General features: G+C 73.8%; 27 protein-coding genes. 10 read left to right on the top strand and 17 right to left on the bottom strand.

All coding sequences use genetic code 11. The features are described 5' to 3' along the window. Positions 1 to 35: 35 nt before the first annotated feature. The gene (locus tag STRNI_RS30840) at positions 36 to 767 is read right to left on the bottom strand and encodes a VIT1/CCC1 transporter family protein (RefSeq protein ID WP_277413343.1); all 732 of its coding nucleotides are present in this window, start codon (positions 765 to 767) and stop codon (positions 36 to 38) included. 362 nt (positions 768 to 1,129) lie between these two features. On the opposite strand from STRNI_RS30840, the gene STRNI_RS30835 reads away from it, so the two are divergent. Genes STRNI_RS30835 through STRNI_RS30810 form a run of 6 tightly spaced genes read left to right on the top strand, consistent with a single transcriptional unit; the run spans position 1,130 to position 8,603 of the window. Next, entirely contained in the window at positions 1,130 to 2,236 is a 1,107-nt protein-coding gene (locus tag STRNI_RS30835; RefSeq protein WP_277412396.1) for an ADP-ribosylglycohydrolase family protein, read from the top strand. Further along, on the top strand, positions 2,233 to 3,525 hold the full coding sequence (locus STRNI_RS30830; protein ID WP_277412395.1) for an ADP-ribosylglycohydrolase family protein: 1,293 nt from the start codon (positions 2,233 to 2,235) through the stop codon (positions 3,523 to 3,525). Before STRNI_RS30835 ends, STRNI_RS30830 begins: the two co-directional genes overlap by 4 nt. Then, positions 3,522 to 4,835 carry an ADP-ribosylglycohydrolase family protein gene (locus STRNI_RS30825; protein WP_277412394.1) on the top strand — a complete coding sequence of 438 codons (1,314 nt, stop codon included), beginning with the start codon at positions 3,522 to 3,524 and terminating at the stop codon, positions 4,833 to 4,835. Before STRNI_RS30830 ends, STRNI_RS30825 begins: the two co-directional genes overlap by 4 nt. Beyond that, entirely contained in the window at positions 4,832 to 6,328 is a 1,497-nt protein-coding gene (locus STRNI_RS30820) for an ADP-ribosylglycohydrolase family protein (RefSeq protein ID WP_277412393.1), read from the top strand. Before STRNI_RS30825 ends, STRNI_RS30820 begins: the two co-directional genes overlap by 4 nt. Continuing rightward, positions 6,325 to 7,596 carry a CaiB/BaiF CoA transferase family protein gene (locus STRNI_RS30815; protein ID WP_277412392.1) on the top strand — a complete coding sequence of 424 codons (1,272 nt, stop codon included), beginning with the start codon at positions 6,325 to 6,327 and terminating at the stop codon, positions 7,594 to 7,596. The genes STRNI_RS30820 and STRNI_RS30815 overlap by 4 nt, the downstream gene beginning before the upstream one ends. Beyond that, the gene (locus tag STRNI_RS30810) at positions 7,593 to 8,603 is read left to right on the top strand and encodes an HpcH/HpaI aldolase/citrate lyase family protein (protein WP_266446254.1); all 1,011 of its coding nucleotides are present in this window, start codon (positions 7,593 to 7,595) and stop codon (positions 8,601 to 8,603) included. Before STRNI_RS30815 ends, STRNI_RS30810 begins: the two co-directional genes overlap by 4 nt. Positions 8,604 to 8,688: 85 nt before the next feature. Here the strand turns inward: STRNI_RS30810 and lgt are convergent, their stop codons facing one another. The 11 genes from lgt to hisI all read right to left on the bottom strand — a co-directional run bounded on the left by lgt (position 8,689) and on the right by hisI (position 18,307). After that, on the bottom strand, positions 8,689 to 9,756 hold the full coding sequence (lgt, locus tag STRNI_RS30805; RefSeq protein WP_277412391.1) for a prolipoprotein diacylglyceryl transferase: 1,068 nt from the start codon (positions 9,754 to 9,756) through the stop codon (positions 8,689 to 8,691). A 129-nt stretch (positions 9,757 to 9,885) separates the two neighbouring features. Next, complete coding sequence (locus tag STRNI_RS30800; protein ID WP_159488606.1) at positions 9,886 to 10,872, bottom strand: DsbA family protein; 987 nt, start codon at positions 10,870 to 10,872, stop codon at positions 9,886 to 9,888. 115 nt (positions 10,873 to 10,987) lie between these two features. Next, positions 10,988 to 11,806 (bottom strand): tryptophan synthase subunit alpha, encoded by an 819-nt coding sequence (trpA, locus tag STRNI_RS30795; RefSeq protein ID WP_266446249.1) that lies wholly within the window; start codon positions 11,804 to 11,806, stop codon positions 10,988 to 10,990. After that, positions 11,803 to 13,089 (bottom strand): tryptophan synthase subunit beta, encoded by a 1,287-nt coding sequence (gene trpB, locus STRNI_RS30790; RefSeq protein ID WP_093644816.1) that lies wholly within the window; start codon positions 13,087 to 13,089, stop codon positions 11,803 to 11,805. The genes trpA and trpB overlap by 4 nt, the downstream gene beginning before the upstream one ends. Positions 13,090 to 13,382: 293 nt before the next feature. Next, entirely contained in the window at positions 13,383 to 13,673 is a 291-nt protein-coding gene (gene trpM, locus STRNI_RS41685) for a tryptophan biosynthesis modulator TrpM (protein ID WP_381286071.1), read from the bottom strand. Positions 13,674 to 13,695: 22 nt separating this feature from the next. After that, the gene (gene trpC, locus STRNI_RS30785; RefSeq protein ID WP_018090304.1) at positions 13,696 to 14,505 is read right to left on the bottom strand and encodes an indole-3-glycerol phosphate synthase TrpC; all 810 of its coding nucleotides are present in this window, start codon (positions 14,503 to 14,505) and stop codon (positions 13,696 to 13,698) included. 181 nt (positions 14,506 to 14,686) lie between these two features. Then, positions 14,687 to 15,067 (bottom strand): DUF2752 domain-containing protein, encoded by a 381-nt coding sequence (locus STRNI_RS30780; RefSeq protein WP_274740448.1) that lies wholly within the window; start codon positions 15,065 to 15,067, stop codon positions 14,687 to 14,689. A gap of 225 nt (positions 15,068 to 15,292) precedes the next feature. Further along, positions 15,293 to 15,544, bottom strand: a complete 252-nt coding sequence (locus STRNI_RS30775; protein WP_018090302.1) for an HGxxPAAW family protein — start codon at positions 15,542 to 15,544, stop codon at positions 15,293 to 15,295. A gap of 85 nt (positions 15,545 to 15,629) precedes the next feature. Beyond that, complete coding sequence (locus tag STRNI_RS30770; protein ID WP_381845803.1) at positions 15,630 to 16,295, bottom strand: TIGR02234 family membrane protein; 666 nt, start codon at positions 16,293 to 16,295, stop codon at positions 15,630 to 15,632. A gap of 67 nt (positions 16,296 to 16,362) precedes the next feature. Continuing rightward, the gene (locus STRNI_RS30765) at positions 16,363 to 17,907 is read right to left on the bottom strand and encodes an anthranilate synthase component I (RefSeq protein WP_266446239.1); all 1,545 of its coding nucleotides are present in this window, start codon (positions 17,905 to 17,907) and stop codon (positions 16,363 to 16,365) included. Positions 17,908 to 17,917: 10 nt separating this feature from the next. Next, complete coding sequence (gene hisI, locus STRNI_RS30760) at positions 17,918 to 18,307, bottom strand: phosphoribosyl-AMP cyclohydrolase (protein WP_159488600.1); 390 nt, start codon at positions 18,305 to 18,307, stop codon at positions 17,918 to 17,920. Positions 18,308 to 18,340: 33 nt separating this feature from the next. Between hisI and STRNI_RS30755 the strand changes: the two genes are divergently transcribed. Continuing rightward, the gene (locus tag STRNI_RS30755; protein WP_158686037.1) at positions 18,341 to 18,484 is read left to right on the top strand and encodes a hypothetical protein; all 144 of its coding nucleotides are present in this window, start codon (positions 18,341 to 18,343) and stop codon (positions 18,482 to 18,484) included. 58 nt (positions 18,485 to 18,542) lie between these two features. Here the strand turns inward: STRNI_RS30755 and STRNI_RS30750 are convergent, their stop codons facing one another. Both STRNI_RS30750 and STRNI_RS30745 read right to left on the bottom strand, forming a co-directional pair. Continuing rightward, positions 18,543 to 19,175, bottom strand: a complete 633-nt coding sequence (locus STRNI_RS30750) for a TIGR03085 family metal-binding protein (RefSeq protein WP_018090298.1) — start codon at positions 19,173 to 19,175, stop codon at positions 18,543 to 18,545. Between the two features lie 88 nt (positions 19,176 to 19,263). Beyond that, on the bottom strand, positions 19,264 to 20,160 hold the full coding sequence (locus STRNI_RS30745) for a LysR family transcriptional regulator (protein WP_018090297.1): 897 nt from the start codon (positions 20,158 to 20,160) through the stop codon (positions 19,264 to 19,266). Between the two features lie 95 nt (positions 20,161 to 20,255). Between STRNI_RS30745 and STRNI_RS30740 the strand changes: the two genes are divergently transcribed. The 3 genes from STRNI_RS30740 to STRNI_RS30730 are packed head-to-tail and all read left to right on the top strand — an operon-like array spanning position 20,256 to position 23,664. Next, a complete protein-coding gene (locus STRNI_RS30740; RefSeq protein ID WP_277412390.1) occupies positions 20,256 to 20,963 on the top strand; it encodes a succinate dehydrogenase in 708 nt (235 codons plus the stop codon). Between the two features lie 2 nt (positions 20,964 to 20,965). After that, a complete protein-coding gene (locus tag STRNI_RS30735; RefSeq protein ID WP_277412389.1) occupies positions 20,966 to 22,924 on the top strand; it encodes a fumarate reductase/succinate dehydrogenase flavoprotein subunit in 1,959 nt (652 codons plus the stop codon). Next, positions 22,921 to 23,664 carry a succinate dehydrogenase/fumarate reductase iron-sulfur subunit gene (locus tag STRNI_RS30730; RefSeq protein ID WP_018090294.1) on the top strand — a complete coding sequence of 248 codons (744 nt, stop codon included), beginning with the start codon at positions 22,921 to 22,923 and terminating at the stop codon, positions 23,662 to 23,664. Before STRNI_RS30735 ends, STRNI_RS30730 begins: the two co-directional genes overlap by 4 nt. A 1-nt stretch (position 23,665) precedes the next feature. Here STRNI_RS30730 and STRNI_RS30725 read toward each other — a convergent pair whose 3' ends face one another. The 3 genes from STRNI_RS30725 to STRNI_RS41415 are packed head-to-tail and all read right to left on the bottom strand — an operon-like array spanning position 23,666 to position 24,799. Next, positions 23,666 to 24,256, bottom strand: a complete 591-nt coding sequence (locus tag STRNI_RS30725; protein WP_026169749.1) for a nitrile hydratase subunit alpha — start codon at positions 24,254 to 24,256, stop codon at positions 23,666 to 23,668. Then, complete coding sequence (locus tag STRNI_RS41420; RefSeq protein ID WP_159488592.1) at positions 24,253 to 24,537, bottom strand: SH3-like domain-containing protein; 285 nt, start codon at positions 24,535 to 24,537, stop codon at positions 24,253 to 24,255. Before STRNI_RS41420 ends, STRNI_RS30725 begins: the two co-directional genes overlap by 4 nt. Then, positions 24,530 to 24,799, bottom strand: a complete 270-nt coding sequence (locus STRNI_RS41415) for an SH3-like domain-containing protein (RefSeq protein WP_093644828.1) — start codon at positions 24,797 to 24,799, stop codon at positions 24,530 to 24,532. The genes STRNI_RS41420 and STRNI_RS41415 overlap by 8 nt, the downstream gene beginning before the upstream one ends. Positions 24,800 to 24,808 lie beyond the last annotated feature (9 nt).

Raw genomic sequence — 24,808 nt, 5'->3', positions numbered from 1 at the left:
TAACGCTGTAATTATGCAGTCACCCGTATGACACGTCAGCCTACGACGGTTCCGAACAGTGCGCCCAGGGCGTACGTCACACCCGCGGCGGCGCCACCCAGGGCGAGTTGCCGCAGCCCGCTGAACCACCAGGAACGCGCCGTCACACGCGCCACGACCGCCCCACAGGCGAACAGTCCGACCAGGGCGAACAGCACCGCGGGCCAGATCGCGGAAGCCCCCAAAAGGTAAGGAAGAAGAGGCATCAGCGCGCCCAGCGCAAACGATCCGAAGGAGGAAATCGCCGCCACGGCGGGCGAAGGAAGGTCGGACGGGTCGATGCCCAATTCCTCCCTGGCATGGATCTCCAGGGCCTGCTCCGGGTCCTTGGAGAGCTGTGCGGCGACCTGCCGGGCGAGCGCCGGCTCGACCCCGCGCGAGGCGTAGAGGGCCGCCAGCTCCTCCAGCTCGTCCTTCGGGTGCTTGCGCAGCTCGGCCCGCTCGACATCCAGCTCGGCCTGCACCAGCTCACGCTGCGAGGCGACCGAGGTGTACTCCCCCGCCGCCATCGAGAAGGCGCCGGCCGCCAGGCCCGCGAGGCCGGTGATGATGATCGCCTGCTGCGACAGCGCGCCGCCGGCGGCGCCCGTCATCAGGGCGACGTTCGAGACCAGCCCGTCCATCGCGCCGAAGACGGCGGGGCGCAGCCAGCCACCGTTCACATCGCGGTGGGTGTGGTTGTCGCGGTGGGCCACATGCGTCGGCGCCGCGGCATCCATGATCTCCATGACGGACATATCGGTACCTACTCCCTGCGAGCGAGGTGTGGGCCGATGGCGGCACTTCCCCCTCCAACGCTTCGAAGTTATGCGGGGATTGGCCTTCGCCGCTAGCAAGGAAGGCCGAACTTACCGCGCTGACCTGCGGCTTTTCCGCGAGGTCGGGGATGAGATCCGGGTCACACGCCCGTACGGGGCCCGCCGGGCGCACCACTCCGGGGCCGTCCGAGGGAGTCGACCGGGTGACCCTGCCGCCCGGGACAGGAGAGCCGGGCCGTCGCGTGGCACGGATACAGCGCAGCGGTCCGAAGCCGGGCGGCGCCCCGCGGTCCCCGGCGGCGGTCCGGCCCGTACGACAGAACGGCACGCACATGAGCGCAGCGCACCCTCCGCCCGCGGATCCGGCCGGGCCCGGCGCGGGCGAGGCCGTCCGCGACCGGGCCCGGGGCGCGCTGCTCGGGCTCGCCGTCGGTGATGCGCTCGGAGCCCCCGCGGAGAACATGAAGCCCTCGCAGATCCGCCGCCGCTGGGGCCGGATCGAGGGCTATGTCGAGGACGACCCGGCCGGCACCGACGACACCGAGTACGCCATCTTCTCGGGGCTGCTGCTCGCCGCGCACGGCTCGGCGCTGACCGTCGCCCATGTCGAGGCCGCCTGGCACCGGTGGATCGCCGACCGTGACGAGGGGCCGTTCCGCGGTGCGGGCTTCAGTGAGCGCGGCACCCTGGAGAACCTGCGCCGGGGCCTGGCCGCGCCCATCTCCGCCCAGCACCGGCACGCCTGGAGCGACGGGCTGGCGATGCGCGCCGCGCCGTTCGGGGTCTTCGCCGCCGGACGGCCCGCCGAGGCCGCCCGGCTCGTCGCCATCGACGGCACCGTCAGCCACGACGGCGAGGGCATCTACGGCGGCCGGGCGGTGGCCGCCGGGGTCGCCACCGCCATGGTCGCCGCCTCCACCGACGCGGTGATCGCCGCCGCGCTGTCCGTCGTGCCGGAGGACTCCTGGACCGCCCGCTCTCTGCGCCGGGCGGTCGGTGCCGCTCAGCGCTCCCGGCACGACCCGGGCATCACCCGGCTCGGCACCGAGCGCGCGGTGCGCTCCGCCGTCGTGGTCGGCGGCTACCCCTGGACGGACCTGGCGCCGGAGGCCGTCGGCCTGGCCTTCGGCGCGTTCGAGGCGGCCCGCGGTGACTTCTCCGCCTCGGTGCTGACCGCGGTCAACATGGGGCGCGACGCCGACACCACGGCGGCCGTCGCCGGGGCGCTGGCCGGTGCGCTGTGCGGCGCCGCCGCGATCCCCGGGGCCTGGGCCGCCGCCATCGGCCCGGCGCGCGGCAGCTGTCTGCCGTCGATGGCGGGCTATCACGTCCTGGACATCGCGGAGCTGCTGACCTCGCAGGGGACGGACCCGGGGGCCCGTGCCACGACGGGGCCCGCGGCCGGGACGGGCGTCGAGGCCGTGGTGGGGGCCGGATGAACGGCCGGGAAGCGGTGGGGAGCGCCGCCGGTCCCGGCGACACGGACGGTGCGCGGAGCCGTATCGAGGGGCTGCTGCTGGGGGTGGCCTCGGGGGACGCCGCCGGGTGGCCGGCGGCCCGGCACCGTGCGGCGCGGATGCCGGAGTGGACCCGGCGGCTGACCCGTGAGCTGGACACCTTCGCCGAGCAGAACGCGACCACCACGCTGCCCGTGCCGATCGCCCTCAACCAGCCGCCCGAACCACTGCGGCTGGGGCCCTCCGACGACGCCGAATGGGCGGCCTTCACCGCCGAATCGGTGCTCACCGCGGCCGGCGCACCCCTCAGCGACCTGGGCCTGGACCGCCGGATGCGGGCCGCCCTCGACCTCGCCTGGAACGCGCTCGCCAACGAGGTCGCCGCGGCAGCCGACCGGGCGCCCGAGGTCGAGTCCGCCGTCCTGCCGCTGCGCGCCCGGATCTCCGTACGGGCCGGGCTCGGCAACCTCGCCGCCGGGCTGCGGCCGCCCGCCACCGGCCATGACAACCCGCACTACTTCGACGACGCGGCCTGCGTACGCGCCGCCGTCCTGGCCGTGGTGCACCCGGGCGAGCCGTCCGCCGCGGCCGAGCTGGCCGAGTACGACGCGCGCTACACCCAGGACGGCGACGGGGTGCACGGCGCGCGGGCGATGGCCGCCGCGGTCGCCGCCGCGCTCGGCGGCACGGCGGCCGCCGGCTGTGTGGAGGCGGCGCTGGACCAGCTCCCCGAAGGCACCGAGATCCGCCGCAACGCCCTGCACGCGGTCCGCCTCGCCCGGTCCTTCGCCACCGACGGCCCCGGCGCCGCCGGCCGCCCCGGCACCGCCTTCGCCCTGGTGCCCGTGCTGGAGCACGAGATCGTCGACCACGTCTACAGCTACGGCATCGCCGCGGCCGAGACCGTCCCGGTGGCGCTGGCACTGGCCCTCGCGACGGACGGGCGGGTCGCCGAGGCGGTACCGGCCGCCGCCTGTCTCTCCCGGGTCGCCGACTCCGCCCCGGCCCTCGCCGGGGCGCTGACCGGAACGCTCGGCGGCGCGCAGGCCCTGCCCCGCACCTGGCGCGACGCCTGCCGGGTGCTGTCCGGCTGTGCGCTGCCACGGCTGGCCGGCACGGATCTCGTCGAGCTGGCCGGGCTGCTCGCCCGTACGGAGCTGACCGCGCCCGAAGCCGCCGCGGCTCCCCCTCCGGCCCGTCCGGAAGCCGTCTCCCGTGCCCTTCTGGCTCCCGCCCCCTCCCCCACCGTGGAAGGACTCACCCACACATGACCTACGCAAGCGAGCAGACACCGGCCGCGGCGCACGCCCCCGACGCGCAGGCCACCCGGATCCTGCCGGTCACCCCCGTCACCCCCGTCACCGCGGTCGCGCAGCCGTCGCCGGTGCCTCCGGTGCCCCCCGTCGCCCCCGTCCCGCCGTCCCTGGAGGACCGGGCGACCGGCACGCTGGTCGGCGCCGCCGTCGGCGATGCGCTCGGCGGGCCGGTGGAGGGCCGGACACCGGAGGAGATCGTGAAGCGGCACGGCGGCCGGGTCGAGGGCATCGTCGGCCCGTTCCACGACGACTGGCGCACCGCCCGCCCGCTCGCGCCGTTCCACAAGGGCGACGGCCATGTCACCGACGACACCCTGATGACCCATGCGCTGGTGCGGGTCTACGAGGCGGTGCGCGACCACCTCGACGCCTATGACATCGCCGACCACCTGGTACCGGATCTGATCGGCACCCCGCGCTGGATCCCGGAGCTGGAGGCCGAGGCGCTGCCGGTGCAGCGGATCTTCCTCGCCGAGAAGTGGATCGTGGCGCGGCTGCACTACGGGCACGCGGACCCGCGCGAGGCGGGCGTCGGCAACATCGTCAACTGCGGTGCGGCGATGTACATGGCGCCGGTCGGCATCGTCAACGCCGGCAATCCGGACCGGGCCTACGCCGAGGCGCTGGACATCGCCGGTGCCCATCAGTCCTCGTACGGGCGGGAGGCGGCGGGGGTGTTCGCCGCGGCCGTGGCCGCCGCGTTCGTCCCGGACGCCACCCCGTCCTCGGTCGTCGTCCAGGCGCTGCGGCTCGCCAAGGACGGCACCCGGGCCGCGATCGAGGCGGTCTGCGAGGCCGCGTCCTCGGTCACCGGCCCCGAGTCGGCGGCGGCCCCGCTGCGCGCGGCGGTCGCCCCCTTCGACACGGTGGGTCCCGACTACCGCAACCCGTCGCTCGGCGCCCGGCGGCCCTCCCGGCTGCACGCCATCGAGGAACTCCCCATCGCCCTGGGCATGTTGCTGATCGGTGGCGGCGACTTCCGGTCCACCGTCCTCGGCTCGGTCAACTACGGCCGTGACAGCGACTCGATCGCCACGATGAGCGGTGCGCTGGTCGGTGCGCTGCGCGGTGCGGAGGCGGTGCCGGCCGAGTGGAGCACGGAGGTCGCCCGCGCCAGCCGCCTCGATCTGCAGGCGCCGGGGGCCGCGCTGGCCGCCGTCGCGCGTGAGGTCTTCACCCGCGACCGGGCCCGCGCCCGCACCCATGAGCAGGCCTTCACCGCGATCTCGGCCATCCCCGCGATGACGGAGGCGGTCGGACGGTGACGGCCACGGCGGCCGCGCTCGCCCGGCCCGCTCCCCCGGCGCCGCTCCGGGTGACCTGGGTGCAGCCCGAGGATCTGATCGGGCATGAGCTGCGCCAGGCGGCGGAGGACGGCCGGGACGCCGCCGGGATCGCGCGGCGGTGGCGGGCGGCGGGCGGTACTACGGCGCCGGGCCGGGCGGGCGCCTCCCCCGGCCCGGCCGGTCCGGCCCTGCGGGCGCTCGCCGGGACCCTGCTCGATGAACTCGCGCTGCTGCCCTGCCCGTCGGAGGCCGACGAGCCCACCGACCTGACGGTGATTCAGGAGGGGTGGGAGCCCTGGCCGGTGGACAGCGGTCCGCGGCCGGAGGGCGGGGGGACGGCCGCCCGTCTGGAGGCGGCCTGGCTCGGGCGGGCGGTCGGCTGTCTGCTCGGCAAGCCGGTCGAGAAGCTGCCGCTCAGCGGGGTCAGGGAGCTCGCCCGCGCCACCGGCAACTGGCCGCTCGCCGGGTACTTCACGGAGGCCGGACTCGACCCGGCGGTGGCCGCGCGCCACCCCTGGAACCGCCGCAGCCGCGCCACCTCGCTCGCCGAGAACATCGACGGTATGCCCGAGGACGACGACCTCACCTACCCGCTGCTCGGCCTGCTGCTCCTCGAACGCCACGGGGCCGGCTTCACCACGGCCGACGTGGCGCGGCTGTGGCTGGACGAGCTGCCGGCCGGCCGGACCTTCACCGCCGAGCGCCTGGCGTACCGCAACCTGCTGGACGGCATCGAACCGCCGCACACCGCGCGCTACCGCAACCCGTTCCGGGAGTGGATCGGCGCCCAGATCCGCGCCGACATCCACGGCTGGACCCACCCCGGCGACCCGGCCGCCGCCGCGGCCCAGGCCTGGCGGGACGCGACGCTCAGCCATACCGCGAACGGGGTGTACGGCGCGATGTTCGTGGCGGCCGCGCTCGCCGCGGCGGCCGGCGGCGGCACCGATGTGCACGGTGCGCTGCGGGCCGGGCTGGCCGTGATCCCCGCGCGGTCCCGGCTCGCACGGGCGGTCCGCCGCGGTATCGCGCTGGCGCACGACGAGCCCACCGGCACCCCGGCCGCCTTCGCCGGCGTCGTCGACCGGCTGCATACCGCGTACGGCCATCACCACTGGGTGCACGCCGTACCGAACGCGGCGCTGCTGGCCGCCGCGCTCACCCATGCCGACGGTGACTTCACCGGCTCCATCTGCCGTGCGGTGTCGGGGGGTTGGGACACCGACTCGAACGGTGCCACCGCCGGTTCGCTGGCCGGACTGCTCGCCGGGTCGCCCGCCGCGCTGCCCGCCCACTGGACGGCACCGCTGCGCAACCGGCTGGCCACCGGCGTCCGCGGGATGGACGGCATCGGCTTCGACGCCCTCGCGGAACGCACCGCCGCACTGGTCGTGCCCGGTGACCCCGTCCTGCCCGGTAGCCCCGTCGTGCCGGGCAACCCCTCCGACCGAACAGAGGCCCCCGCACCATGACCGACCCGTCCCTGTCCGGGGCACCCCGGCCCGCCGCCGACGAGCACACCGACCCCGGGTCCCCCGCCCCCGAGTCCCCCGTCCCCGGCCCGCTCGCCGGGCTCCGGGTGCTCGATCTCGCCACCCTGTTCGCCGGTCCGCTCGCCGCCACCCTGCTGGGCGACTTCGGCGCCGAGGTGATCAAGGTCGAGCATCCGCACCGGCCCGACCCGTCGCGCGGCCACGGGCCCGCCAAGGACGGCATCGGCCTGTGGTGGAAGCTGCTGGGCCGCAACAAGAGGACCATGACGCTCGATCTGTCCCACCCGGGCGGCCGGGACGTGCTGCTGCGGCTCGCCGCCGGGACGGACGTCATCGTGGAGAACTTCCGGCCCGGGACCCTGGAGAGATGGGGCCTGGGCTGGGACGAGCTGTCCGCCGTCAACCCGCGCCTGGTGCTGGCCCGGGTCACCGGCTTCGGGCAGTTCGGGCCGTACGCCCGGCGCCCCGGGTTCGGCACCCTCGCCGAGGCGATGAGCGGCTTCGCCGCGCTCACCGGTGAACCGGACGGTCCGCCGACCCTGCCGCCGTTCGGTCTCGCCGACGCGATCGCCGCACTGACCACGTCGTACGCCGTGCTGGCCGCGCTGCGCGGACGGGAGACCACCGGCCGCGGCCAGGTCATCGATCTGGCCCTGATCGAACCGATCCTGACGGCCCTCGGTCCGCAGCCGCTCTGGTACGACCAGCTCGGCCACGTCCAGCCGCGGACCGGCAACCGCTCCCCGAACGTCGCCCCGCGCAACACCTACCGCACCGCCGACGGCTCCTGGGTGGCGGTCTCCACCTCGACCGAGTCGGTCGCCGGGCGGGTGATGCGGCTGGTCGGCCGGCCCGAGGTGATCGACGAGCCATGGTTCGCGACCGGCGCGGGGCGGGCCCGGCACGCCGATGAGCTGGACGCCGCGGTCGGCGGCTGGATCGCCCGGCACGACCGGGCCGAGGTGCTGGCCGCCTTCGAGAAGGCCGAGGCGGCGGTGGCCCCCATCTACGACATCCGCGAGGTGATGGCGGACCCGCAGTACGCGGCACTGGAATCGATCACCGAGGTCCCGGACGGCGAGCTCGGCACTGTCCGGATGCAGAACGTCCTCTTCCGGCTCTCCGAGACACCGGGCGCCATCCACTGGGCGGGCCGCCCGCACGGCGCGGACACGGATGAGGTGCTGGCCGGGCTCGGGCTGACCGACGCGGAGATCGACGGGCTGCGCACGGCGGGTGCGCTGTGAGCCCGGCCCCGCACACCCCCGGGCAGCCCCCCGCTCCCACCCCGCTGACCTGGCTCTATGTGCCCGGGGACCGCCCGGAGGTGGTGGCCAAGGCGCTCGGCTGCGGGGCCGATGTGGTCGTGGTCGACCTGGAGGACGCGGTCGCCCCGGACCGCAAGGACCATGCGCTGCGGGCCACCGCGGAGCTGCTGAGCGGCCCGGTGCCGGTGCCGGTCCATGTCCGGGTCAACGCGCTGGACGGCCCGCTCGCCGAGAACGAGATCCGCACCCTCGCCCCACTGCCCGGCCTGGCCGGTCTCCGGCTGCCCAAGGTGCAGGGCCCGGCCGATGTCCACCGCGCCGCCGGCTGGGCGACCACGGCCGCGCCGGTACCCGAGCACCTCCCGTACGCCGCGGAAGGCCCCGTACGACCCGCCGGGCACGCTGTCGCGGGACATCCCGCCCCGGTCCGTACGCCCGGTGTCACCGCCACCCTCGCCCCCGCGGGCCCGCCCGCCGCGAGCGCCCTGCCCGCCACCCCGGCCCTGTACGCGCTGCTCGAATCCGCGCTGGGCATCGAGCACGCCTTCGCCATCGCCACCGCACATCCGGCGCTGCGCGGGATCGCGCTCGGCGAGGCCGATCTGTGCGGGGAGCTGGGGGTGCGGGACGACGCGGGGCTGGCCTGGCCGCGCAGCCGGACCGTGGTCGCCGCCCGCGCGGCCGGTCTGGCCCCGCCGCCGCAGTCGGTCCACCCGGACGTCCACGATCTCGACGGGCTGGCCCGGTCCTGCGCCCGGGGCCGGGCGCTGGGGTTCCTGGGCCGGGCGGCGATCCACCCCCGCCAGCTCCCGGTCATCGAAGCGGCATATCTCCCCTCGGCGGAGGAGATCGCGACGGCAGAGGAGATCGTGCGGGCCGCCACGGAGGAGGGCGGGGCGCTGGCGCTGCCGGACGGCCGGTTCGTGGACGCGGCGGTGGTCGCGGGCGCCCGGCGGGTGCTGGATCTGGCCGGGCGCCGGCGCTGACCGCCCCGCCGCGTCCGGACAGCACAGCGCCGGGCGGACCCGGTGTGTCGGGTCCGCCCGGCGCGTGCGGCGGCCGGTGGCCGCCTCAGGACTTCTTGGTGCCGCCGCTGCCGGCGGGCTTGGCATCCGCGGCGGGTTCGTCCGCCGCGTCCCCGGACTTCTTGTCGCCGGGCTCGTCCTCCGCGGAGGTTTCGGCCTCTTCGGCGCCGGACTCCGCCGCGCCGTCGTCGGCCGCCGTCTTCGCCGCGGGCTTCTCGACCGAGACCTTGCCCTCCTCGGCGTCACCGTCCGTGCCGCTCCCGGCAGTCTCGCCGTCCGCGTCCTCCGCGAGCTGCGCACCCGGTTCGACGACCGCTTCGCGGCCGGGTGCCTTCTTGGCGGAGATCACGAAGTAGGCGACGGCCAGGACCAGGACGATCAGCGCGGTCCAGACGTTCAGCCTCAGGCCCAGGATGTGGTGCGCCTCGTCGACCCGCATGTACTCGATCCAGGCGCGGCCGGCGCAGTAGGCGGCGACATAGAGCGCGAAGGCCCGTCCGTGGCCGAGCCGGAAGCGCTTGTCGGCCCACATCACCAGCGCCGCGACGCCGATGCACCACAGGCACTCGTAGAGGAAGGTCGGGTGGTAGGTGCCGCCGATGCGTCCGATGGCCGGGTCGGAGCTGATCTCCAGCGCCCACGGCACATCGGTCGGCTTGCCGTACAGCTCCTGGTTGAACCAGTTGCCCCAGCGGCCGATCGCCTGCCCGAGGGCCAGACCGGGCGCCAGCGCGTCGGCGTACGCGGGGAGCGGGATGCCGCGCCGGCGGCAGCCGATCCAGGCGCCGACCGCGCCGAGCGCCACCGCGCCCCAGATGCCGAGGCCGCCCTCCCACACCTTGAAGGCGTCGAGCGGGTGGCCGTTCGGGCCGAAGTACGGCTCGTACGTCGTGATGACGTGGTAGAGGCGGCCGCCGATCAGCCCGAAGGGCACGGCCCATACGGCGATGTCCGCGACGGTTCCGGAGCGGCCGCCGCGCTGCACCCAGCGCTTGTTGCCGAGCCAGACGCCGACGAAGACGCCGATGATGATGCAGAACGCGTAGCCGCGCAGCGGGATCGGGCCGAGATGTACGACGCCGACCGACGGGCTGGGAATGAATGCGAGGTCCATGGCAGGGACGACGCTACCGCGCCGGGCGGGGTCGGCGGCAACCCGGCCCGGCTACGGCTGCGTAACGACCCCGTCCTCGCGCCGTGACGCTGTGTGCCCGGGGCGGTCGCGGCCCCCATGGGCCGCCGTCTAGGACGCGGGCGCCCCGCTCCTTCCGGTCAGCTCTCCCTGGGGTGCGGCGCTCCTTCCGGGGTGCTTGTCCTGGGGCGTCCCGGGGTGCTTGTCCTGGGGCATTCCGGGGTGCTTGTCCTGCGGCGTTCCGGGGTGCTTGTCCTGGGGTGAGGCGCCCGTGTGCGGCGTGGCGCTCTTCTTCCCCGGCTGCTTGTTCCCCGGCTGCTTGGCCTTGTTGGCGTCCAGGACCATCTTCTTGAGGTCCGCGGGGCCGAACTGCCCGCCCTTCTCCTTCGAGAGGTCCTTGCCGTTGAGCAGGACGGTCGGGGTGCCGCGGTATCCGGAGGTGGCGAAGGCGTCGTTGGACTTCTTCACGAAACGGTCGTAGGTGCCGTCGTTGACGCATTTGGTGAAGGCGGGGGTCACCAACCCCTTGACCTTGCCGGCCAGTTGGAGGAGGTACTTCTTGTCGCCGAACTTGTCCTGCGGCTCGGGCGGCTGGTGGGAGTAGAGGAGGTCGTGGTACGCGCGGAACTTTCCGGCGTCCTGCGCGCACAGGGCGGCGTTGGCGGCGTTACGGGACCCCTGGCCGCCGGCGTTGCCGTCGATGATGGTCACGAGGTGGTACTCGCTCTTGAGCCGGCCGGAGTCCTCCAGCTCATGGATGACCGGACGGAAGCCGGTCTCGAACTGCTGGCAGGCGGGGCAGCGGAAGTCCTCCCACACCGTGAGTGTGGACGGGGCGTCGGCCGATCCCACCGGGACGGCGGGCCTGTCGCCGCCGCTGGCCTGCTTGGGGACGGCGACCTCGTTGTCGTTGGCGGCGGGTTTGCCGGAGGACGACGACGCCCAGACGGCGATGCCGCCGGCCACCGCCAGCACCGCCACCACCGCCCCCGCGACGATCGCCTGACGGCCGCGCCGGGCGCGCGCCTTCTCCTTCTCCCGCTGTTCCTGCAGTCGCTCGCGGGCGCTTTTCTTACCCTCATGGTTCTTCTGGCTCACGCCCCTGGACAACGAAGCGGAGGGGTGCCGCCGCACCCCTCCGCACCGATGTTCGCCCTATCGAGGGACAGCAACCGGGCCCGCGTCCCTCACGGCCCGGCCGCGCGCACCGCCTCTAGGAGTGCTTGCGCACGCCCTCGGCCAGCTCGCCCGCCAGGGAGCGGACCCCGGCGAGACCGGCCGCCAGGTCGCCGTCCGCCGCCAGCAGCAGCTTGACGAACGCCGAGCCGACGATCACTCCGTCCGCGAACCGGGCCACCTCGGCGGCCTGTTCGGCGTTGGAGACCCCGAGGCCGACGCAGACCGGCAGGTCGGTAGTGGCCTTGGTGCGCCGCACGAGGTCCTGCGCCTGCTCGCCCACCGACTCGCGGGTGCCCGTGACGCCCATCAGCGAGGCGGCGTACACAAAGCCGGAGCCGGCCGCCGTGATGTCGGCGAGCCGCGCGTCCTTGCTGCTGGGGGCGACGACGAAGACGGTGGCGAGACCGTGCTTGTCGGCGTGCTCCCGCCAGGTCGCGGACTCCTGGACGGGCAGGTCGGGCAGGATGCAGCCCGCGCCGCCCGCCTCGGCGAGCTCGGCGGTGAAGCGCTCGATGCCGTAGCGGTCGATCGGGTTCCAGTAGGTCATGACGAGGACGGGCTTGCCGGTGGCCGCATGGGCCTCGCGCACCGTCCGCATGACGTCGGCGATCTTCACCCCGCCCCGCAGGGCGATGTCGTCGGCGGTCTGGATGACGGGGCCGTCGAGGACGGGGTCGCTGTGCGGCAGCCCGACCTCCACGACGTCCGCGCCGCCGTCGAAGACGGCCTTGGCCGCCTCGATGCCACCGTCGACGGTCGGGAACCCGGCCGGCAGGTAGGCGATGAGCGCGGACCGGCCCTCGGCCTTCGCGGCGGCGAGGGTGTCACTCAACAGCTTGATGTTCCCGCTCACTTGACGTCCCCCTCGATCTCCGCGTCCTCGGTGCCGGCGTCCGCCTCGACGGCGGCGTCCGCGTCGTAGAGGCCGAAGTAGCGGGCCGCGGTGTCCATGTCCTTGTCGCCGCGCCCGGACAGGTTGACGACGATCAGGCCGTCCTTGCCGAGCTCCTTGCCCACCTCCAGGGCCCCGGCGAGGGCGTGGGCGCTCTCGATGGCCGGGATGATGCCCTCGGTCCGCGAGAGCAGGCGCAGTGCCTGCATCGCGGCGTCGTCGGTGACCGCGCGGTACTCGCCGCGGCCGCTGTCCTTGAGGAAGGCGTGCTCGGGCCCGATGCCCGGGTAGTCGAGACCGGCCGAGATGGAGTACGGCTCGGTGATCTGGCCCTCCTCGTCCTGGAGGACGTAGCTCCTGGACCCGTGCAGGATGCCCGGCTCACCGGCGCTCAGCGTGGCGGCGTGCTCACCGGTCTCGATGCCGTGGCCCGCGGGCTCGCAGCCGATGAGCCGCACCCCGTCGTCCGGGATGAAGGCGTGGAAGAGCCCGATGGCGTTGGAGCCGCCGCCGACACAGGCGACCGCGGCGTCCGGCAGACGGCCGGCGCGCTCCAGGATCTGGCGGCGCGCCTCGACGCCGATGACGCGGTGGAAGTCACGCACCATCGCGGGGAACGGGTGCGGTCCCGCGACGGTCCCGAACAGGTAGTGGGTGCGGTCGACATTGGCGACCCAGTCGCGGAAGGCCTCGTTGATGGCGTCCTTGAGGGTGCGGCTGCCGGACTTCACGGCGATGACCTCGGCGCCGAGCATCCGCATCCGGGCGACGTTCAGGGCCTGGCGCTGGGTGTCGATCTCGCCCATGTAGATGGTGCATTCGAGGCCGAACAGGGCGCAGGCGGTGGCGGTGGCGACGCCGTGCTGGCCCGCGCCCGTCTCGGCGATGACCCGGGTCTTGCCCATCCGCTTGGTGAGCAGCGCCTGGCCCAGCACGTTGTTGATCTTGTGCGAGCCGGTGTGGTTGAGGTCCTCGCGCTTGAGGAACACCCGGGCCCCGCCGGCGTGTTCGGCGAACCGCGGCACCTCGGTGAGTGCGCTGGGGCGCCCGGTGTAGTTGACCATCAGGTCGTTGAGCTCGGCCGCGAACGCGGGGTCACCCTTGGCCTTCTCGTACTCCGCGGCGACCTCGTCGACCGCGGCGACCAGCGCCTCGGGAATGAACTTGCCGCCGAACGCACCGAAATAGCCTTCGGGGTTCGGCACCTGTCCCTCGGGATCGGGAAGGAAGAAATCGGAGGACATCAGACGCACTCCTCGCCGGGGCGGCTGCCCCGGAAGTCCGGTTGTGTCGGGATGGGCATCACGGTGTGCGGCGCGCACGGGGCGGCGGGCCGTCGCCGCAGCGGAGCGGCAACGGGGCGCTCGGCCGGAGGCCGGCCGGCGTCGTGGGACCTGGCCGGGGCGCTCCCCCGCCCCCTCCCCCTCTCCCCCTTCGGGGGAGGGGGCGGGGGTGGGTTCGGGGGTGGGGGGGTGAGCAAGCAGTCAGACGACCGCTGCCTCCCCTGGTGCCCCAGCGCCCGGACGGGGCCGACGCGTCAGTGCGCGGACCCCGGTCGCCATCGCATGCCGTTGATCTGTCCCGGCTCGGAACCGATGTGATACCTGACCCTGCGCCCGTGGACCCGCCGGGCGGGCGCCCGGCAGCCCCGGTGCCACGGCGGCAGCGCACAGCGCTGGGGGCCGGGGTTCCGGCGGGCGGCGGACGGGAAGCCGCGGACGGGCACCGGGCAGGGGACGCGTACGGCCGCCGCCCCGGCGCGCACACCGGCCGGGCCCGGGTGCGGTACCCGGACCTGGCAGCGGCTGCCTGCGGCGGTGGCGGTCATGTCGGTGTGCTGTCCCGGCCGCTCAGGACCGGCCGTGCCGGATCGCCGGGTGGGAGCCCGCGGCGACCAGGTCGGAGACCGCGGTCTTGGGGTCCTTGCCGGTGACCAGCGACTCGCCGACCAGCACCGCGTCCGCGCCGTCGTTGGCGTAGGCGATCAGGTCGTGCGGTCCGCGCACACCGGACTCGGCGATCTTGACGATGTGGTCGGGGATCTCGGGGGCGACCCGGGCGAAGTTGCCGCGGTCGACCTCAAGGGTCTTCAGGTTGCGGGCGTTGACGCCGATGATCTTGGCGCCGGCGTCCACCGCGCGGGCGACCTCTTCCTCGTCGTGCACCTCGACCAGCGGCGTCAGCCCGATCGACTCGGCGCGCTCGATCAGCGAGACCAGCGCCTCCTGCTCCAGCGCGGAGACGATCAGCAGCGCGAGGTCGGCGCCGTAGGCACGGGCCTCCCACAGCTGGTAGGCGGTGACGATGAAGTCCTTGCGCAGGACGGGGATGTCGACCTTGGCGCGGACGGCCTCCAGGTCGGCCAGCGAACCGCCGAACTTGCGCTGCTCGGTGAGGACGGAGATGACGGCCGCGCCGCCCGCCTCGTAGTCGGCGGCCAGACCGGCCGGGTCGGCGATCGCGGCGAGCGCGCCCTTGGACGGGCTGGAGCGCTTGACCTCGCAGATCACCGTGACACTCTCGCCCTTGAGCGCGGCGACGCCGTCCTTCGCGGGGCGCGCCTTCTGGGCCCGCTCCTTGAGCTCGTCGAGGCTGACGCGCGCCTGCCGCTCCGCGAGGTCGGCACGAACGCCGTCGATGATCTCGTCGAGCACACTCACGCGAGCGGCCTCCTTCGGGAGCGGTGTCGGTGGACGGTGACCCGGACGAGCGGTCCCATCCGGCACTCCGATGGTATCCGCCATGGGATGCAGGTCTCACATCCGGTGGACCGCGATCCCACGACCTGGACTTCTCCGGGTGCTGCGGGGCCGGCGGCACCCGTTTTGCCCGGCTGCCGGATCACGGTGCGAGCCCGCTGCCGAAGGGGAGGTTGCGGACGACCGTGAAGGCCAGCAGCAGGCCGCCCAGCGCCCACCAGTGGACGGCTCGCGGCCGCGGGCCGGCCGTGCGGCGGCCGCGGACCGCATTGCCCAGCCAGAGCGCCCAGAAGACCGCACAGACGACGTATCCGGCCACCGCGAGGGCGTTGGCTCCCAGGGCCGCGATGAGGTCGCCGTGCGCGACGGCGTGCGCGCTGCGCAGTCCGCCGCAGGCCGGGCAGTAGACGCCGGTGAGGTGCAGCAGCGGGCACACGGGGTAGTGGCCGGGCTCGTTCGGGTCGACGGCGCCGAGGACGGTGAAGGCGGCGGTGGCGGCGGCCAGGACGCCCAGGGGCGCCATGAGGCGGCGCGGCAGACCGCCGCGCGGGGAGGCATCGGGCCGGGCCGCGGGTTGGCTCACGTGCTGATTGTCCGGCCGGACACACGAAGGCGCAGCTTCTCGGCCGCCGTACGGAACGGTCACGGACGGCGGGTACGGCACCACGGTGCGTACGGGCCGGGAAGCGGCGCCTTCGGGAGGTGCTGCGGGAGTGGCGCCGGGCCCCGGCGCCACGGGAGCGGGGGCTCAGCCCTCCTGCGGCTGCGGCTGTGCCTGCGCCTGGGGGCGCGGCTTGGCCGAGCGCTTGGGCTCCGAGCCCAGACCGGCCATGCGCATCAGACCGCCCACGAGGGCACCGAGGCCGATCAGCGCCATGCCGGCCCAGAAGCCGGGCACATTCGCCAGCACGATGAAGGCTCCGGCGACGCAGAAGCCGATGAACGAGATGATGACGCCGGTCCAGGCGGCGGGGGTGTGTCCGTGGCCACTGCTCGACATGAATGCTCCTCGATGCTCTGTCCGCGCCGGGTCCGGGCGCGATGATCCTCGTCGGCCATTGTCACCGATGCCGGGCGGAGCACCGTTACCGGGTGGGGTCCTCACCGCGGTCCAGGGACTTCCAGATCTCCTCGGGACGGTCCAGATCCGGCGCGGCCGGGGCCCGCCGCGGGCCGCGTGCGCCGCCGGGCGTCCGCTCGTAACGGCCCGACATCGCGGGCCAGTGGCGTCCGTGGACCAGCGCCAGCAGTCCGGCGACCAGCAGCAGCAGCCCGCCGGCCGCGGCCACCCACGGCCATCCGGTGTGCGTGACGTGATGCACATCGGTTCCGGTCAGCCCGACCGCGGTGGCGGCCTTCTCGCGCAGCGCCGAGGTGTCGGAGTTGCCCAGCACAGCGGCGACGGCGACGCCCACACCGCTGAGCGTCAGCAGGGCGGCGACCGCGATCCGGCCGGCCCGGCGGACCGCGAAGACGGCGACCAGCGCGGCCAGGCCGACGACGGCCAGCGCGCCGGGCACACCGGTCACATCGGCGCCGGTCACCGTGCGGGGCAACTCGCCCTGGGCCAGCACCGCGGAGCCCTCGGCCCAGGTGCGGCCGGAGGCCAGCAGCGCCAGGCCGGCGCCGGCCGCGCCGGCCAGCAGCGCCAGGGCGAGGCTGCGGTGCGCGCGGCGCACGGGCCGGTCCGGCGCGGACCCGGAATCGCCCGGCGGCACGGTGTCGGTGGGGGTCTGGGATGCGGCACTCACGCGTACCACTATCGCGCACCGGCCGCCGGGGGCCGGTGCGCGGGGGTGGTGCGGGCGCCTCAGACCGCTACGTGCCCAGGTGGTTGGCCGTATGCACGGCCCGGAGCACCGCGGCCGCCTTGTTGCGGCACTCTGTGTCCTCGGCCACCGGGTCGGAGTCGGCGACGACCCCGGCGCCCGCCTGGACGTAGGCGGTGCCGTGGCGCAGCAGGGCGGTGCGGATCGCGATGGCGGTGTCGGAGTCGCCGGCGAAGTCGAGATAGCCGACACAGCCGCCGTACAGACCGCGCCGGGACGGCTCCAGCTCCTCGATGATCTGCAGGGCGCGCGGCTTGGGGGCGCCGGAGAGGGTGCCCGCGGGGAAGCAGGCGGTGAGCACGTCGAAGGCGGTACGGCCCTCGGCGACCTGCCCGGTGACCGTCGAGACGATGTGCATGACGTGGCTGTAGCGCTCGACGGACATGAAGTCGACGACCTCGACACTGCCCGGTTCGCAGACCCGGCCCAGGTCGTTGCGGCCCAGGTCGACCAGCATCAGATGCTCGGCGCGCTCCTTGGGGTCGGCCATCAGCTCGTCCGCCAGCGCCTGGTCCTCCTGGACGGACGCGCCGCGCGGGCGGGTGCCGGCGATGGGGTGGACCATGGCCCGGCCGTCCTCGACCTTCACGAGCGCCTCGGGGCTGGAGCCCACCACGTCGAAGGCGCCGTCGTCGCCGCCGTCGGGGCCCTCGAAGCGGAAGAGGTACATGTACGGGCTGGGGTTGGTGGCCCGCAGCACCCGGTAGACGTCCAACGCGCTCGCCGTGCACGGGGTTTCGAACCGCTGGGAGGGCACGACCTGGAAGGCCTCACCGGCCCGGATGCGCTCCTTGATGTCCTCGACGGCGTCCTGGTAGGCGGCGCCGCCCCACTTGGCGGTGTACGGCGGGACCTCGGACGGCGGCAGGGCGGCGGCGCTGGGGGGCGCGGGCCGGGCGAGGTCGTCGGCCATGGTGTCCAGGCGGGCCACCGCGTCCGCGTAGGCCTCGTCGATACCGGTGTCGAGGTCGTTGTGGTTGATCGCGTTGGCGATCAGCAGGACCGTGCCGCTCCAGTGGTCGAGGACGGCGAGGTCGGAGGTGAGCAGCATGGTCAGTTCGGGCAGCCGGAGGTCGTCGGTGGTCTGCTCGCCGATCTTCTCCAGGCGGCGCACGATGTCGTAGCCGAGGTAGCCGACCATGCCGCCGGTGAACGGCGGCAGCCCCTCGCCCTCGATGAGGTCCCGGGGGGTGTGCAGGGCCTCGACGGTGGCGCGCAGCGCGGCGAGCGGGTCCCCCTCGGTGGGCACGCCGACGGGCGGGGTGCCGAGCCAGTGCGCCTGCCCGTCGCGGGTGGTGAGGGTGGCGGCGCTGCGGACGCCGATGAAGGAGTAGCGCGACCACGTACGGCCGTTCTCGGCGGATTCCAGGAGGAAGGTGCCGGGGCGCTCGGCGGCGAGCTTGCGGTAGAGCCCGACCGGTGTGTCGCCGTCCGCGAGCAGCCGCCGGGTGACGGGGATGACCCGCCGGTCCTTGGCGAGGGTGCGGAAGGTGTCGAGGTCCGGAAGGGCGGTGCCGGTGGTTCCCGTGGTCATGGCGCGGAGCCTACTGGTCCTGGCCGTCCCGGGTGGCAAGAACGTCCGCGTCGAAGCAGGTGCGGTCGCCGGTGTGGCAGGCGGCGCCGACCTGGTCGACCCGGACCAGGACGGTGTCGGCGTCACAGTCCAGCGCCACCGACTTCACGTGCTGGACGTGGCCGGAAGTATCGCCCTTGACCCAGTACTCCTGGCGGCTGCGGGACCAGTACGTGCAGCGGCCGGTGGTCAGGGTGCGGCGCAGCGCCTCGTCGTCCATCCAGCCGAGCATCAGCACCTCACCGGTGTCGTACTGCTGGGCGATGGCCGGGACCAGACCGTCGGCGCCGCGCTTGAGGCGGGCGGCGATGGCGGGGTCGAGGGCGGGGGTGGTGACCGGGGTGGTGGCGCGGCTGCTCATGGTGTCCATTGTGCCGTGCGGCATCCTGCAGGCATGCATCCTCAGCAGCCGTCCGTGCCGCCACCGCCGCCGGATCCTGACCGCGCCGCACGGGTGGCGGCGCGGGTGCTGGGTGCGGTGTTCGTGGCGGCGGTGGTGGTGGCCGTGGTGGTCGCGGTGGTGGTGCTCCACTCGTAGGCCGGGCCGGGAGGCAGGCTCGGGAGGCGGGCTCAGGGAAGCGGGCTCAGAGGCGGGCTCACATCCCCAGCTTCGCCGCCCGCAGCCGGTCGATCGCGTCCTTGTCGCCGTCCAGCGCCACATCGGCGACCTCCTGCCGGCCGAAGGCGAACATCGTCAGCTCGCCCGGTTCGCCGACGACCGTGACCACCGGGGTGCCGCGATGGGCCACCGCCGTCCGCCCGTCCGGCCGCCGCAGCACCAGGCCCACCGGCGATTTCCGGCCCAGCACCCGGGCCATCCGCTCGATCCTGGACCACAGGGCGTCCGCGAAGACGGGGTCCAGCTCCCGCGCGGCCCAGTCCGGCTGGGCGCGCCGGACGTCCTCGGCGTGGACGTAGAACTCGACGGTGTTGGACGCCTCGTCGATCTGCTTCAGCGCGAACGGCGACATCCGCGGCGGACCGGTCCTGATCAGCTGGATCAGCTCCCCGTACGGCTTGCCGGCGAACTCCGCCTGCACCCGCTCCAGCCGGGCGGCCAGCGGTTTGACGAGGAGCCCGCCGGCCGCGTCGGCGCGCCGCTCGCGCACCACCACATGCGCGGCCAGGTCCCGCGCGCTCCAGTTCTCACACAGCGTCGGCGCCTCGGGGCCGGCGCTTTCCAACAGGTCGGCGAGAAGGAGCCGTTCACGCTTCGCATGGGTCGACATGCGGCCAGCCTACGACCGGCCCCGCAGCCCTGCCACGGGGCCGCGCCGGTGGCCGCCCGGCCGCACCCGGCCGCCGGGCCCGGCCCGCTCAGGACAGGCCCGGGTCCACATGCTCCATCAGGATGCGCTCCAGCTCCCGGGCGGCCCGCGGCGGGGAGACATCGCCCCGGTGGGCGACGGACACCACGCGGTGCATTCCGGGTGTCGAGAAACGGGTGATCCGCAGGCCGGAGCGGGCGGCGACCATGCTGGGCACCACGGCGACGCCCAGCCCGGCCCGGACGAAGCCGAGGACCGCGTCCATCTCGCCGCCCTCGACGGTGAAGGTCGGCTCGAAACCGGCCGCCCGGCACGCCGCGGTGGTGAATTCCCGCAGGTCGTAGCCGCGGCGGAACATGGCCAGCGGCCGGCCGCGCAGATCCTCCACCCGGATGCGGGTGCGCCGGCCGACGGGGGCGGGGCGGTCGGGGGCGGAGACCACGACGAGTTCCTCGCGCAGCAGCTCGGTGGTGGCCAGGGCGGGGGCCTGGACCGGGAGCGGGGTGATGATCAGGGCCAGGTCCAGGGCGCCGTCGGCCAGCGCCCGGACCAGGTCCTGCGAGCCGTCCTCGGTGACGATCAGGTCCACGCCGGGATAGCCGGCGTGGAAGGCGCGCAGGACGTCGGGGACGAGGCTGGCGCAGAGGCTGGGCGGGGCGCCGAGGCGGAGCCGGCCACGGCGCAGCTGGGCGACCTCCTGGACCTCGCGGCGGGCGGTCTCGGCGTCGGCGAGGATGCGCCGGGCGAGCGGCAGCAGGGTCTCGCCGGCATCGGTGAGGGTGATGTGACCGCGGGCCCGGTGGAAGAGCTCCGCCCCCAACTCCCGTTCCAGGGAGCGGATCTGCTGGGACAGGGAGGGCTGGGCGACATGTTCGCGCTCGGCGGCGCGGGTGAAGTGCCGGGTGTCGGCCACGGCGGTGAAGTAGCGGAGCTGCTGCAGCTGCATGAGGCGACGGTACGGCATCGATAGCCAGAGCCTATGGAGATGAGCCGCACCATGTCTTGGACTGATGGGCGGACCGGTCCTTACGGTCGGGACCCATGGCACTGGACACACGGGCGGACCGACGGCCGTCCTTCGCGGGCCTGCTGTGGGGCTCGACCGTCGGCAAGAAGACGGTGATGGCCGTGAGCGGTGTGATCATGCTGCTCTACCTGGTCGTCCACATGCTCGGCAACCTGAAGATCTTCTTCGGGGCGGCCGAGTTCAACGGCTACGCCCACTGGCTGCGCATCGTCGGCGAACCGTTCATGCACGAAGAGTGGACGCTGTGGCTGGTCCGCCTCGTCCTCGTGGCCGCCGTCGTCGCGCACGCCACGTCCGCCTACCAGCTGAGCCGCCGCGACATCAGGGCGCGCCCCAGCAACTATGTGCACAAGAAGGCCCGGACCAGCTACGCCACCCGCACCATGCGCTGGGGCGGGATCATCCTCGGCCTGTTCATCGTCTGGCACCTCCTCGACCTGACGACCGGCACCGTGCACTCCGGGGGCTTCCAGTCCGGCCGTCCGTACCAGAACGTCGTGGACACCTTCTCGACCTGGTACGGCAACGTCATCTACTGCGTCGCGATGCTGGCGCTCGGACTGCACATCCGGCACGGCTTCTGGAGCGCCGCACAGACGCTCGGCGTCGGCAGCCGGACCCGCGACCGCCTCCTGAAGACCCTCGCCCATGCCCTCGCACTGGTGCTGACTGTGGGCTTCATCTCCGTACCCGTCGCCGTCATGACCGGAGTGGTGAGCTGAGCATGGCCCCTTACCCCGACTACACCGCCTACACGACCGGGGAGCCGGTCGCCGACACCAAGGCGCCGGCCGGACCCGTCGCCGGGCGCTGGGACACCCGGCGCTTCGAGGCGAAGCTCGTCAACCCCGCCAACCGCCGCAAGCACACCGTCATCGTGGTCGGCACCGGCCTCGCGGGCGGCTCGGCCGGCGCCACGCTCGCCGAACAGGGCTACCACGTGGTGCAGTTCTGCTACCAGGACTCGCCGCGGCGCGCCCACTCGATCGCCGCGCAGGGCGGCATCAACGCGGCGAAGAACTACCGCAACGACGGCGACTCGGTCCACCGGCTGTTCTACGACACCGTCAAGGGCGGCGACTTCCGGGCCCGCGAGTCGAACGTCCACCGGCTCGCGCAGATCTCCGTCGAGATCATCGACCAGTGCGTCGCCCAGGGCGTCCCCTTCGCGCGGGAGTACGGCGGTCTGCTCGACACCCGCTCCTTCGGCGGCGTCCAGGTGTCCCGGACCTTCTACGCCCGCGGCCAGACGGGCCAGCAACTGCTGCTCGGTGCCTACCAGGCGCTGTCGCGGCAGATCGCCGCCGGGAACGTGGAACTGCACCCGCGCACCGAGATGCTGGACCTCCTCGTCGTCGACGGGCGCGCCCGCGGCATCGTCGCCCGGGACCTGGTCACCGGGACGGTCAGCACCTACTTCGCGGACGCCGTGGTCCTCGCGTCCGGCGGATACGGCAACGTCTTCCACCTCTCGACGAACGCCATGAACTCCAACGCGACCGCCGTGTGGCGGGCGCACCGGCGCGGCGCGTACTTCGCCAACCCCTGCTTCACCCAGATCCACCCCACCTGCATCCCGCGCACCGGCGACCACCAGTCGAAGCTGACGCTGATGAGCGAGTCGCTGCGCAACGACGGCCGGATCTGGGTGCCGAAGGCCAAGGGCGACACCCGGCCGCCCGCCGAGATCCCCGAGGACGAGCGCGACTACTACCTGGAGCGCAGCTACCCGTCCTTCGGCAATCTCGTACCGCGGGACATCGCCTCCCGCGCCGCGAAGAACGTCTGCGACGAGGGCCGCGGGGTCGGCCCCGGCGGGCAGGGCGTCTACCTCGACTTCGCGGACGCCGTCCGGCGCATGGGCCGGGCGAAGGTCGAGGAGAAGTACGGCAACCTCTTCGACATGTACGCGCGGATCACCGCGGAGAACCCGTACGAGGTGCCGATGCGGATCTACCCCGCCGTGCACTACACGATGGGCGGCTTGTGGGTCGACTACGACCTGCAGACCACCGTCCCGGGCCTGTTCGCGATCGGCGAGGCCAACTTCTCCGATCACGGGGCGAACCGGCTCGGCGCGTCCGCCCTGATGCAGGGGCTGGCCGACGGCTACTTCGTCCTGCCGTCCACCATCAACGACTACCTGGCGCGCCACCCGCACCACGACGAGGTCGCCGCTGACCACCCGGTGGTCACTCGGGCCGTGCGGGAGACCGAGGACCGGCTCGCGCGGCTGCTCGCCGTCGGCGGTGACCGTACGCCCGACTCCTTCCACCGTGAACTCGGCGAGCTGATGTGGGAGTTCTGCGGGATGGCCCGCACCGACGAGGGCCTGCGCAAGGCCCTCGGCCGGATCCCGCAGATCCGCGAGGAGTTCTGGCGCCGCCTCAAGGTGCCGGGCACCGGTGAGGAGTTCAACCAGTCCCTGGAGAAGGCCAACCGCCTCGTCGACTACCTGGAGCTCGCCGAGCTGATGTGCCTGGACGCCCTGCACCGGGCCGAGTCCTGCGGCGGCCACTTCCGGGAGGAGTCGCAGACACCGGACGGCGAGGCGGCCCGCCGGGACGAGGAGTTCTCCTACGCGGCCGCCTGGGAGTTCACCGGCACCGGCGAGGCCCCCACCCTCCACAAGGAAGACCTGGTCTTCGAGTACGTCCACCCCACCCAGCGGAGCTACGCATGAGGCTCACCCTGCGCGTCTGGCGCCAGCAGAACGCCGACACCGACGGCGCCATGTCCACCTACGAGGTCGACGGCATCTCGCCGGACATGTCGTTCCTGGAGATGCTCGACACCCTCAACGAGGAGCTGATCCTCAGCGGCGACGACCCGGTCGCCTTCGACCACGACTGCCGCGAGGGCATCTGCGGCGCCTGCTCGCTCGTCATCAACGGTGCGGCGCACGGCCCGGAGCACACGACGACCTGTCAGCTGCACATGCGGTCCTTCCGCGACGGCGACACCATCGACATCGAGCCGTGGCGCGCCGCGGCGTTCCCGGTCGTCAAGGACCTGGTCGTCGACCGCTCCGCCTTCGACCGGATCATCCAGGCCGGCGGCTACATCACCGCGCCGACCGGGTCCGCGCCCGAGGCCCATGCGACCCCCGTGCCGAAGCCGGCCGCCGACGCCGCGTTCGAGCACGCCGAGTGCATCGGCTGCGGCGCCTGCGTGGCGGCCTGCCCGAACGGTGCCGCGATGCTGTTCACCTCCGCCAAGGTGAACCATCTCAATGTGCTGCCGCAGGGCGCGCCCGAGCGCGGGACCCGGGTGCTGGACATGGTGGCGCAGATGGACGAGGAGGGCTTCGGCGGCTGCACCCTCACCGGGGAGTGCGCCACCGCCTGCCCCAAGGGCATCCCTCTGTTCAGCATCACGGCGATGAACCGTGAGTTCGTACGGGCGGCGCGGAAGGTCCGCTGAGTCAGACCGCGGCGGTCCCGATGAGCCCTTCCCGGGTGACGAGCGCGGCCAGCTCCGGCTCGCTGTGCCCCGCGGTGCCCCCGGGCCGCCGTGGCAGGACCATGTAGCGGCTCTCCGCGCTGGAGTCCCACACCGTGATCGCGGTGTCGTCCGGCAGCTCCAGCCCGAACTCGGCCAGGACGGCGCGGGGTTCGCGCACCACCCGCGAGCGGTAGGCCTCGCTCTTGTACCAGGACGGCGACGGCCCCAGCAGCCCGATCGGATAGCAGGAGCACAGCGTGCACACGAGGACGTGGTGCGTGGTGGCGGTGTTCTCGACGACCTTGAGCCGCTGCTCCTGGATACCGCCCGCCATCGAGAGCCCGACCTCGGGCAGCGCCGCGTTCGCGTCGGCCAGCAGCCGCTCGCGGAATCCGGCGTCGGTCCAGGCCCGCGCCACGATCCGCGCCCCGTTGACCGGCGAGGCCCCCTTCAGCATCGCGGCGAGCGCCGCGTCCAGCTGCGCCTCGGCGACCACCCCGGCCTCGATCAGCCGCGCCTCCAGCCGCCTGACCCGCGCCGCCACCGGTGTACTCGTGTGCCCGCCGCTCATGCCCCGTCCTCCTGTACCCGCTCGATGTACGACTCCCAGAGGTCGACCGTGACCTCATGACCGCCCTCGCCCCACAGGTCGGCCGCGGCGAAGGCCACGGTGTAGACGGGCTCGGTCCGCGGCTCGGCGACCCCGGCCGCGCACTCGTCGGCGAGCGCCCACCGCCCCTGGCACTCGACGATCCGCCCCCTGTGTCCGCGCACATACCGCGGCACCCGGGTGTGCCCCACCGGGTCGACGGCGCGCACCCGCACCCGCTCCCCCGCCCGGAATTCAGCCATCGCCGAGCAGCCCCCGTTCGGCGAGCAGCGTCTCGATCGCATGGAGCCAGCGCTCGTAGTACGACGCCGCCAGATACTCCTGCGGGGCCATCCGCTCGACGGCGTCCCGGAACTCGTCGAGCCGGTAGACCCCGTTCCGCACCAGCACGGAGTTCAGCGCGAACACCCGCGCCTCCCAGTCGGCATGGAACGGCGGTTCGTCCGCCTCGATCTCCAGGGCCCCGAACCCCGACTGGCCACCCACATCGTTGACACGGCTCATGGGGCGAGC

The organism is Streptomyces nigrescens, from assembly GCF_027626975.1.
Taxonomy (GTDB): domain Bacteria; phylum Actinomycetota; class Actinomycetes; order Streptomycetales; family Streptomycetaceae; genus Streptomyces; species Streptomyces nigrescens.
Note: the sequence above shows the minus strand (reverse complement) of the source record. Positions and strands in the feature narration are given on the sequence as shown.

Bases quoted from the DNA above. Each gene is read 5' to 3' on its own strand.
- STRNI_RS30840 (WP_277413343.1), bottom strand. From the start codon at position 767: ATGGAGATCATGGATGCCGCGGCGCCGACGCATGTGGCCCACCGCGAC.
- STRNI_RS30835 (WP_277412396.1), top strand. From the start codon at position 1,130: ATGAGCGCAGCGCACCCTCCGCCCGCGGATCCGGCCGGGCCCGGCGCG.
- STRNI_RS30830 (WP_277412395.1), top strand. From the start codon at position 2,233: ATGAACGGCCGGGAAGCGGTGGGGAGCGCCGCCGGTCCCGGCGACACG.
- STRNI_RS30825 (WP_277412394.1), top strand. From the start codon at position 3,522: ATGACCTACGCAAGCGAGCAGACACCGGCCGCGGCGCACGCCCCCGAC.
- STRNI_RS30815 (WP_277412392.1), top strand. From the start codon at position 6,325: ATGACCGACCCGTCCCTGTCCGGGGCACCCCGGCCCGCCGCCGACGAG.
- lgt (WP_277412391.1), bottom strand. From the start codon at position 9,756: ATGGACCTCGCATTCATTCCCAGCCCGTCGGTCGGCGTCGTACATCTC.
- trpB (WP_093644816.1), bottom strand. From the start codon at position 13,089: ATGTCCTCCGATTTCTTCCTTCCCGATCCCGAGGGACAGGTGCCGAAC.
- trpM (WP_381286071.1), bottom strand. From the start codon at position 13,673: ATGACCGCCACCGCCGCAGGCAGCCGCTGCCAGGTCCGGGTACCGCAC.
- STRNI_RS30780 (WP_274740448.1), bottom strand. From the start codon at position 15,067: ATGGCGCCCCTGGGCGTCCTGGCCGCCGCCACCGCCGCCTTCACCGTC.
- STRNI_RS30775 (WP_018090302.1), bottom strand. From the start codon at position 15,544: ATGTCGAGCAGTGGCCACGGACACACCCCCGCCGCCTGGACCGGCGTC.
- STRNI_RS30765 (WP_266446239.1), bottom strand. From the start codon at position 17,907: ATGACCACGGGAACCACCGGCACCGCCCTTCCGGACCTCGACACCTTC.
- hisI (WP_159488600.1), bottom strand. From the start codon at position 18,307: ATGAGCAGCCGCGCCACCACCCCGGTCACCACCCCCGCCCTCGACCCC.
- STRNI_RS30755 (WP_158686037.1), top strand. From the start codon at position 18,341: ATGCATCCTCAGCAGCCGTCCGTGCCGCCACCGCCGCCGGATCCTGAC.
- STRNI_RS30750 (WP_018090298.1), bottom strand. From the start codon at position 19,175: ATGTCGACCCATGCGAAGCGTGAACGGCTCCTTCTCGCCGACCTGTTG.
- STRNI_RS30745 (WP_018090297.1), bottom strand. From the start codon at position 20,160: ATGCAGCTGCAGCAGCTCCGCTACTTCACCGCCGTGGCCGACACCCGG.
- STRNI_RS30740 (WP_277412390.1), top strand. From the start codon at position 20,256: ATGGCACTGGACACACGGGCGGACCGACGGCCGTCCTTCGCGGGCCTG.
- STRNI_RS30735 (WP_277412389.1), top strand. From the start codon at position 20,966: ATGGCCCCTTACCCCGACTACACCGCCTACACGACCGGGGAGCCGGTC.
- STRNI_RS30730 (WP_018090294.1), top strand. From the start codon at position 22,921: ATGAGGCTCACCCTGCGCGTCTGGCGCCAGCAGAACGCCGACACCGAC.
- STRNI_RS30725 (WP_026169749.1), bottom strand. From the start codon at position 24,256: ATGAGCGGCGGGCACACGAGTACACCGGTGGCGGCGCGGGTCAGGCGG.
- STRNI_RS41420 (WP_159488592.1), bottom strand. From the start codon at position 24,537: ATGGCTGAATTCCGGGCGGGGGAGCGGGTGCGGGTGCGCGCCGTCGAC.
- STRNI_RS41415 (WP_093644828.1), bottom strand. From the start codon at position 24,799: ATGAGCCGTGTCAACGATGTGGGTGGCCAGTCGGGGTTCGGGGCCCTG.